Annotated in this window: 5 protein-coding genes and 1 pseudogene; 1 reads left to right on the forward strand and 5 read right to left on the reverse strand. The window is 47.1% G+C overall.

Annotated features, from left to right (window positions below; all coding sequences use genetic code 11):
• Nucleotides 1–9: 9 nt before the first annotated feature.
• The 3 genes from PBAL39_RS08100 to PBAL39_RS08110 all read right to left on the reverse strand — a co-directional run bounded on the left by PBAL39_RS08100 (nucleotide 10) and on the right by PBAL39_RS08110 (nucleotide 5,239).
• On the reverse strand, nucleotides 10–3,522 hold the full coding sequence (locus tag PBAL39_RS08100; RefSeq protein WP_008240218.1) for a SusC/RagA family TonB-linked outer membrane protein: 3,513 nt from the start codon (nucleotides 3,520–3,522) through the stop codon (nucleotides 10–12).
• 143 nt (nucleotides 3,523–3,665) lie between these two features.
• On the reverse strand, nucleotides 3,666–4,745 hold the full coding sequence (locus tag PBAL39_RS08105) for a FecR family protein (protein ID WP_008240220.1): 1,080 nt from the start codon (nucleotides 4,743–4,745) through the stop codon (nucleotides 3,666–3,668).
• Nucleotides 4,746–4,822: 77 nt separating this feature from the next.
• The gene (locus PBAL39_RS08110) at nucleotides 4,823–5,239 is read right to left on the reverse strand and encodes an L-rhamnose mutarotase (protein ID WP_008240222.1); all 417 of its coding nucleotides are present in this window, start codon (nucleotides 5,237–5,239) and stop codon (nucleotides 4,823–4,825) included.
• A 201-nt stretch (nucleotides 5,240–5,440) separates the two neighbouring features.
• On the opposite strand from PBAL39_RS08110, the gene PBAL39_RS08115 reads away from it, so the two are divergent.
• Nucleotides 5,441–6,349, forward strand: coding sequence for an AraC family transcriptional regulator (locus tag PBAL39_RS08115; RefSeq protein WP_008240224.1), 909 nt, complete (start codon nucleotides 5,441–5,443; stop codon nucleotides 6,347–6,349).
• Here the strand turns inward: PBAL39_RS08115 and PBAL39_RS08120 are convergent.
• Complete coding sequence (locus tag PBAL39_RS08120) at nucleotides 6,346–7,770, reverse strand: alpha-L-fucosidase (RefSeq protein ID WP_008240227.1); 1,425 nt, start codon at nucleotides 7,768–7,770, stop codon at nucleotides 6,346–6,348. The genes PBAL39_RS08115 and PBAL39_RS08120 overlap by 4 nt on opposite strands.
• A gap of 58 nt (nucleotides 7,771–7,828) precedes the next feature.
• A pseudogene (locus tag PBAL39_RS08125) lies at nucleotides 7,829–8,042 on the reverse strand (hypothetical protein); the annotation flags it as partial.

The following is an 8,042-nucleotide window of genomic DNA, read 5'->3' on the forward strand; positions in this document are numbered from 1 at the left end:
TCGGTTCCATTAGAATCTGAAGTTTAAGTTGAAACCAAAACTACGTCTGCCAGGCAGAGAGCCATATTCTACACCCTGACCATTTCCATTGTTATAGTTGGAGTCCGGGTCAACATTGGGTACATTTTTCCAGATGATGAATGGATTACGACTAACAACAGCCACCTGAACATCTTTCACACCCCATTTGCTGGTCAGCGATGTCGGAATGCGGTAACTCAGGGTGATTTCTCTCATTTTCACGTAAGAAGCATCATAGATGTACGGTTGTGCGACAGAATTGGACACATCAAGGATAGCACCCCAATATACCGAAGGGTCAACCGCTGTTGTATTCTGCGTATACACAGGACTCCCGTCAGGATTTGTCCCGGTCTGGACCACACCTTTTGGCACCAATCCGCGAACTCTGCCGGCAGCGGTCCATTGCTGGATGGTCTGCCCTGCGGCAAGACGTTCTTCCTCCGACTGGATCCATTCAGCACGTCCTTCAAGTGTCGTCTTCAGACTTCCCGTTCCTGCAGCAAAATAATTGGTGAGCGACAGCAGGTCGGCTCCATACTTCACATCAAAGATGGTACCCAGGCTGAAGTTTTTGTACCTGAAGGTACTGCTCAGACCTCCGGTCCAGTCGAAGATCCCCTTCCCGACAATCTGTCTGGTGGGACTCAGGACCGGCTGTAGGTCTATAGGGCTCAGGATAATATTCCCTTGAGGATCACGCTGGTAGTCGAAAGCGAGAATCGATCCATACGTTTGTCCCGGCTGGGCCACTACAGACACACCCATCCAGCGGGCATCAGAAAGCGTGAGGAACGGTGTTCCCTCCGCCAGCGATTCTACCTTATTGACGTTTCTGGCGAAGCTGATGTTGAGGTCCCAGCTGAAATCCTTAGAGACTACCGGTTTGGTCAGGATGGCCACCTCAATCCCTTCATTGGTAATCACACCAGCATTGAGGATCTGGTTTTTATATCCGGAGGAAATTGCTGTTGGCACAATGTTCAGCTGATCCTTGGATTTCGAGTTGTAATAGGTCACATCCAGACCGATGCGTTCCTTAAAGAACTTCAGCTCTGTACCAAACTCATAAGAGCGGGTGGTCGTCGGCTTCAGGTCTGTGCTTGGTTGAGTCAGGGTAGATAACCCGCCAAAGGAAAGCCCCTTGAAGGGTAAAGGCGAAGTTGCATAATAACTGTTGATCAGGTAAGGGTCGGTATCAGAAGCCACCTGTGCAATGGACGCCCTGAACTTACCAAAGGAAAGGATCTTCTGATCCATCTTAAAGGCATCCGTAAACACAAAACTACCACTTAAAGATGGGTATAACTTACTGTTGTTACCCGGCAGCAACGTAGAGAAAACATCCTGACGCAATGTCGCATCAACATATAAGTATCCCTTATACCCTGCTGCAAGTATCCCATAAACGGAGTTAAAGCTTTTTGCATAAGGTGTTGCCTGGACAGACTGAGAGGTATAACTGGTTGGTGTGATCGCATCGAGTACCGTCTGGTTGGTAAACTGCATCAGGTAACCGTCTGATTTGATGCGTGTGATACTACTTCCTATCCTGGCGGATAGGTTTAGCGAGGGGGTAACCTGCTTTTCGGCCGTCAGGAGTGCATCTGCCTCCAGCGTATTGTAAGTCCTTCTGATTTGATCAAGTGTACCGGTCAGGGCTCCTGGCGTGGTGCGTGGACTAAACTTATCGAATTCAAGCTGGGTACGGTCGTTCGACAGACGCCCCTGCAGGTTCAGCCAATCCAGGATTTTATAGTTGGCCTGTAAGGAGGATAATAGACGATTTTTTGTCGTCTCGTTTTTCATTTCATTGATCACCCAATAAGGATTCAGCCGATATTGGTTGCCATTGTTCCAATCGAGATATGTACCATCCGCATTTTTATACTCTGTGGCAAAACGCTTCTGATCTACAGTATTGGCCAGCGAAAGGAAGCTATTCCCGATATTGGCGGGATCATCTGCCAGTGATGGCCTGTTGTCTACATTTTCGTGCATATAAAATGCCCGTGCCTCCAGAGTTATGCGGGGCCCGAACTTGGAGCTGCCATTGAAGGTGAAGGAGTTTCTGTTCATGCCGCTTGCAGGAATGATGTCCTTATTGTTCAGGTTGGATGCCGAAAACCGGAAAGATGAATTTTCTGTGGAGTTGGTAAAAGATAGGGTATTCGTGAAGGTGTTACCTGTTCTGAAAAAACCATCAATGTTGTTCGGCACAAAAGCATAAGGCACCCGCTTACCTGTTCCCGTGATGACGGTCAGGTCCGGATCGATACGCGCACCAAAGCTTTGGTTCAGCGTGTTGTAATCCTGAATGGCCTGCGTATTCAGCAGCTGTTTGGTACCCTGCCCATACAAAGACTGGTAACCGTCGTAACTGGTCAGCTGGCTTTCAATGGAGGAAGTGCTGTTGAACTCTATACCGAGGTCTTTATTGCCTGTTCCTTTTTTTGTAGTGATGAGGATGACCCCATTGGCAGCCCTGGCACCATACAATGCGGAGGCAGAAGCGCCTTTCAGCACACTGATCTTTTCTACATCATCGGGGTTGATGGCCGAGATGGCATCACCAAAATCCATCCCCGAAGCATATTGACCTGAGCCCGTACCACCGTAATTGGAGTTATCAATAGGCACGCCGTCTACCACATATAATGGTTGGTTATTACCCGTTACGCTGGTACTTCCGCGGATGATGACCCTGGAAGATCCTGCAGGTCCCCCTGCTGTACCCGTGATGATCAACCCCGGAACCTTTCCGGCCAATGAATTGATCACATTGATCTCACGGGCTTTTTTAAGGTCTTTACCATCTACCTCAGACACCGAATAACCCAGTGATTTTTGCTCCCTTTTAATACCCAGGGCAGTCACCACTGCTTCCTTCAGCTCCTGAACTTCTTCTTTCAGCACGACGGATACCGTACTCTGCTGTTCATTGGCCACAATGGAGCTCTGCTGAAAGCCCAGCATCCTGAAACGAATGAGGTCTCCCTTTTCCGCCTTAATGGAGAATACACCCTGGCTGTTGGTGCTCACGGTAACACTCGTTGTCGCGTTGGTTACCGTCACCCCGGGGATGGCTGCATTGTTGACATCCGTCACCTTACCCGAGAGCGTAAAAGCCAGTCTTCCTGCCGGTTTAACCTCCGGAGTATAAGACTGGATCATAATCGTTTGACCATTGATCTGGTATTTGATGTGGATCTTTTTGGAGATGGCATCCAGCACCTCATGGATTTTCAGCTTTTCTACCTTCAGGTCAATCCGCATGCCCACGTTTAGGTCTAAAGGGTTATAAGAGAAATGCACTTTTGCTTCTTTCTCGATCTCCTTGAAGGCATTCAGGATGGTGGTGTTTTTCCAGTTGAAAGAATACACTCTGTCGCGCTCCTTGGATTGTGCATATACCGATGCGGTCAGGATCAGCATCAGGCACAAGGAGGCTCTGAATATCAATCCGTAGAAGAAATAATACGCAGGTAAGTTTCTTTTCATATTTGTTTGGTTTAGGTGGTTGGTTTTGTATTCGGTTAGCTTGTTCTGTTGGTGTTTTTCTGTCTTTTCTGTAGTACTAATAAGGTTTTAAAGGTTTATGAATAAGTGCATATGGGGCCGGTGGCGCTGAATGCCGCGGTATGCTATTGGTCAAAGCGGAGCACCACCTGATCCTGGTCTATGGTATAGGTAAAATGGTTGGAAAACCCAATGGCCGTTAATACTTCCGTGAGGCTCTCATTTTCAAAGTCGCCGGTAAAGGCAATCGGTTTTTTTGGCTGATTGATACTACTGATTTCCACCCCATAAGTCTGCTTCAGCACAGCTTTGATCGTGGCGAGGGATGCCACGGCGAAGCTGATCTTACGTTTTGTCCAGTTGTCGATTTCTGAAACATCAAAGGTAGAACGTGCATACTGGTCCTGATTTCCGGACACTTGCACCATCTCTCCCGGTAGCAGCTGCAGGGCCTCGGCAACTTCAGATCCGCTTACACGGCCAATGCTGACCTTGCCCGTGCCGAGCATCACGGATACCTGACCGTTATTACCGTAATTATTAACCTTGAAAGCAGTCCCCAGGGCGGTGGTGGTTGTCTTTCCTGACACTACGATAAAAGGTTTTTCTTTGTTTTTTGCGACCTGAAAGTAAGCTTCACCGTTCAACCAAAGTACCCTGTTTTGCTGATTGTAGTGTTCATCAACCTCTAACGTACTGAGCGCATTCATGACAACGGACGTTCCATCAGCAAGGGTCACTGTACGGCGCTCATCTACTCCCGTTTTATAAATTCCATTATTGTTCTTGATGTTAGCTAAAGGAATAGGTGATGTTGAGCCATTGTTGCGCTGGAGGATGGCATAGGTACCGATGCAAAGGAGTACTGCCGCTGCCGAAGAGAACCAGGCAACTCTCAGCTTGCTGAACATACGGCGAGGAGCTGCTACTGTTTCCACAGCGCGAGGATATTGATGGTTATTATCTTCCTGCTGCTCGATGACAGCCTGTAGTTTCTGTAGCTCCCGGACTTTCATCTGGGGGTCTACACCTAGAGAGAGCAGGACAAACAGTTGCTCAGCCTGCCCCATATTGGTAGCCAGTTCAGGATGTTGTGTCTTCAACTCATTCCAGAACTGAACATCACCGGCCGGTGCGCCCTTACAGTAGTTGATGAAGGTGTCATCGGTCAGAAAATCTTCAATGGTATAGGATAAATATTTCATTCAGGATGTTGTGTATTGATTTATACCAACAAGTGCAGGAAACATCTCCCTTTTACCAAGGGTTTATGAAATATTTTTTACGGGGTATGAAAAACCTCTTCCATGTCGCTCCAGATCTTACCTTTAGCAGCTGCATCAGGCAGCGGCTGCTGACAAGGATCTGTTTCCCTCCACCAGCGTTGGGTAGTAGTATCTGCAGCCATTTTCTTCATATCACCGTCCAGGTCGGTCCCTGTATATTCAAAGTAGCTGAACAAATAGGGCTGTCCATTGATTTCTTTCAGGTAGATGGAATAATTCCGGATGTGGCATTCCTTTATTTTGTCGAGCACCGCCGGCCAGGCATGGGCATGCAGCTCCTTGTAATAAGCCATCCTATCAGGTTTCAGTCCCGTTACTGAAGCAAAACGTTTCACCGAAGGATCGGTGGGGGTTTTGTCGGCACAGGCCAGCATCATCGCAGTTATAAAAAGAAGGAATAGTTTATTTTTCATTAGTATATCTTTTGTTTTTATTGATCAGCCCATCATGATTCAGTCACCTGAACTTTTTTGAGAACAATGATGTTCCCTATCCATACGAAATTAACGGATATGAGACCGCTAAAAATAGCTTATTCCATGATAATGATGGATTATTCTGTTATTTTTAGCTAATTTTAACTCAATGAAGCGCATTGGAAAGAAGAGCTGTTTATGAATACAGAAACACACAAGCGAAGAGATGGTTTCGAGGGTCAGAAGCTGATCAGCCTCCCCAATTCCTTTTACAGGGTACAGTTGAACGATCCGATGACCAGCCAGTGTTTCATCACACAGATCGGATACTTCCCGAAAGCCTCCTATCATTACCGTGAGCGCGTACTTGGGTGTATCGACAACATCCTGATCTATTGCGTCAGCGGCCGGGGCTGGTACATCATTGAGCAGAAAAAGTACGAAGTTGGCCCGGGCCAGTTTATACACATTCCCGCAAATGACCTCCATATCATTTATGGAGCCGATATTGAAGAACCATGGACGATTTACTGGGTGCACTTCAGCGGCGGCAATATGAAGAAATACAACAACTCCATAGGCATTACGGCATATGATGGTCCGAAGCCCGTAGCTTTTAATGAGAAGATCATTAAGACCTGGACGGAAATATATCAAAGCCTGGAGATGGGCTACAGCCTCAACAACCTGCGGAATGCAAATTTATGCCTTTATTATTTCCAGGCTTTATTTTATTATCCTGAGAACCACCTGGAGAATGATGTAGAGCGCATGCAGGATGTAGTCACGGAGACGATTGTGTTTATGAGGAGCAAGTTTTCGGAGAAACTTACAGTAGAAGTCCTGGCGCAACGTTACCAGCTGTCGACCTCCCATTTTTCAAGCATCTTTAAAAAGTCTACCGGCATGTCGCCGATAGACTATTTTATTCAGTTGAAGGTTCAAAAAGCATGTCAGCTGCTCTACAACCCGGTGGTTAAGATTAAAGATGTGGCGAAGGCCGTTGGCTATGAAGATGCCTTTTACTTTTCGCGGATCTTTAAAAAACTGATGGACATCTCTCCTGAGCAATACCGTGCCCAGTGGCAGCGGGATGGCAATGGTTAGCGTCTTTCGTTAAAAACCCCGATTTCAGCAATTGCGGGTGGGTTTTTAAAGGTATTGAATTTGATCCTCACCTGTTGTGCCCAGATCCTGTCAAAGCGGTGTACCTTAATTCTCGATGCATTTTTGCCTTCCTGCAGAGAATGCCATTTGTTGTTGGCGAAATACTCCAGGGTATAGTCGGATACATTGGCTTTATTTTCGGTAATGACCACCATGTTGATGGCCGTTTCATTACCAAGGTCCACAGCGATCCATGGATTTTTCACCGATGGATGCGACAACCATTCTGTGCGGAAGCTATCATCAAAAGCAAAATCCATCAATGACATGTCATTGCTCCAACTGGAGGTGGCCGCAGCCTTCTTGGCCAGGTTGGAAGAAATGATCGGCCCGTCATTGGCCGGCAGTTTTGGCGAGCCGGAAGGCCCCTTATATAGTTTACCTATTTCTTTCAGGGCGGCAACGGCGTTATCGTCAATCAGCCCATCACGATTCGGGGCCACATTGAGAATGAAATTGCAATAAGCCTTGCTCATCGGCAAGATGTTTTCATTTACGAGTTGCTCAGGAGATTTCACAGGGGTGGAAGGAAATGATGTTTTCCAGAACCAGTTCTGGTTGATTGGAAGACAGGAGAGTGCAGGTAGCTTATTGGTTTCCTTACCGATGTGCTGACCTGCGCCTTGTTCGTAAGATTTGATATCCGTATAGAACAATGCTTCAGAAGGATATTTGGCAGCGTTGAGGTCCATCACCAGGCAGTTCGGCTGTATGGATTTGATGAGGTTATAAACCTCCTCAAAAGGAACATCATCATAAGAGATTCTGGACCATGGTGCATCCCATCCGTCGATGATGAGTGCGGAGATCTCACCATAGTTGGTCAGCAGCTCCGTCAGCTGGTCTTTTACCATCTGGATGTGGCTTGGTGTGATCTGCCCTACGCGTAGCTTGTGGTGGGTATCCAGGATAGAATAATACAACATCACCTTTAAGCCTTCTTTGCGGAAGGAGTTTACATATTCCCTGACCACGTCTTTTTTCAGGGGACTGTTCATTACATTGTAAGGCGTAGTTTTAGTGTCCCAGATGGCAAAGCCACTGTGATGTTTGGTGGTTAGGCAACCGTAGGTCATGTTGGCCGACTTCGCCGCCCTGGCCCATTGGTCGGTGTTCAATTTCTTAGGGTTAAAGATAGCGGGCAACGCATCCGGATCCGCCCAATCGTCATCCATATAGGTAGGAATGTTGTAATGGATAAACATGCCGAAGCCCAGGTCTACAAACTCCTGCTGGAGCTGTGGAAGAGGGGCCTGGGTAGTTTTTGCTGTCTGGGCAAAAGCCGCACCTGAATTCATCAGGCTGCCCGAGCACAAGGCCAGGGCAGTCATGAATAAATAGCTTAGTTTTTTTGTTGTCATTGATTTTGTTGTTAACGTTTTATTGTGTGTTAAAAGTTTACATGGTTTAATGCAGCAACTATTTGCGCCAGAAGGTAACCTCGCTGATATTGCTGTCTGAATTGCTTCCGCTGGCAACCTTCGTGATGCGCAACCTAATATACCTGATGTTGGCCGGAGTTTCATCGAGCAGCACCTTATATGGCTGGATGCCATCTCCAGATCTTACCACACGTTTCAGTAAAGTCCAGTTCTTACCAGCTCCAGTATAAGGTAATACCAAAGGTGCGCCA

This window comes from Pedobacter sp. BAL39 (assembly GCF_000170795.1).
GTDB lineage: Bacteria > Bacteroidota > Bacteroidia > Sphingobacteriales > Sphingobacteriaceae > Pedobacter.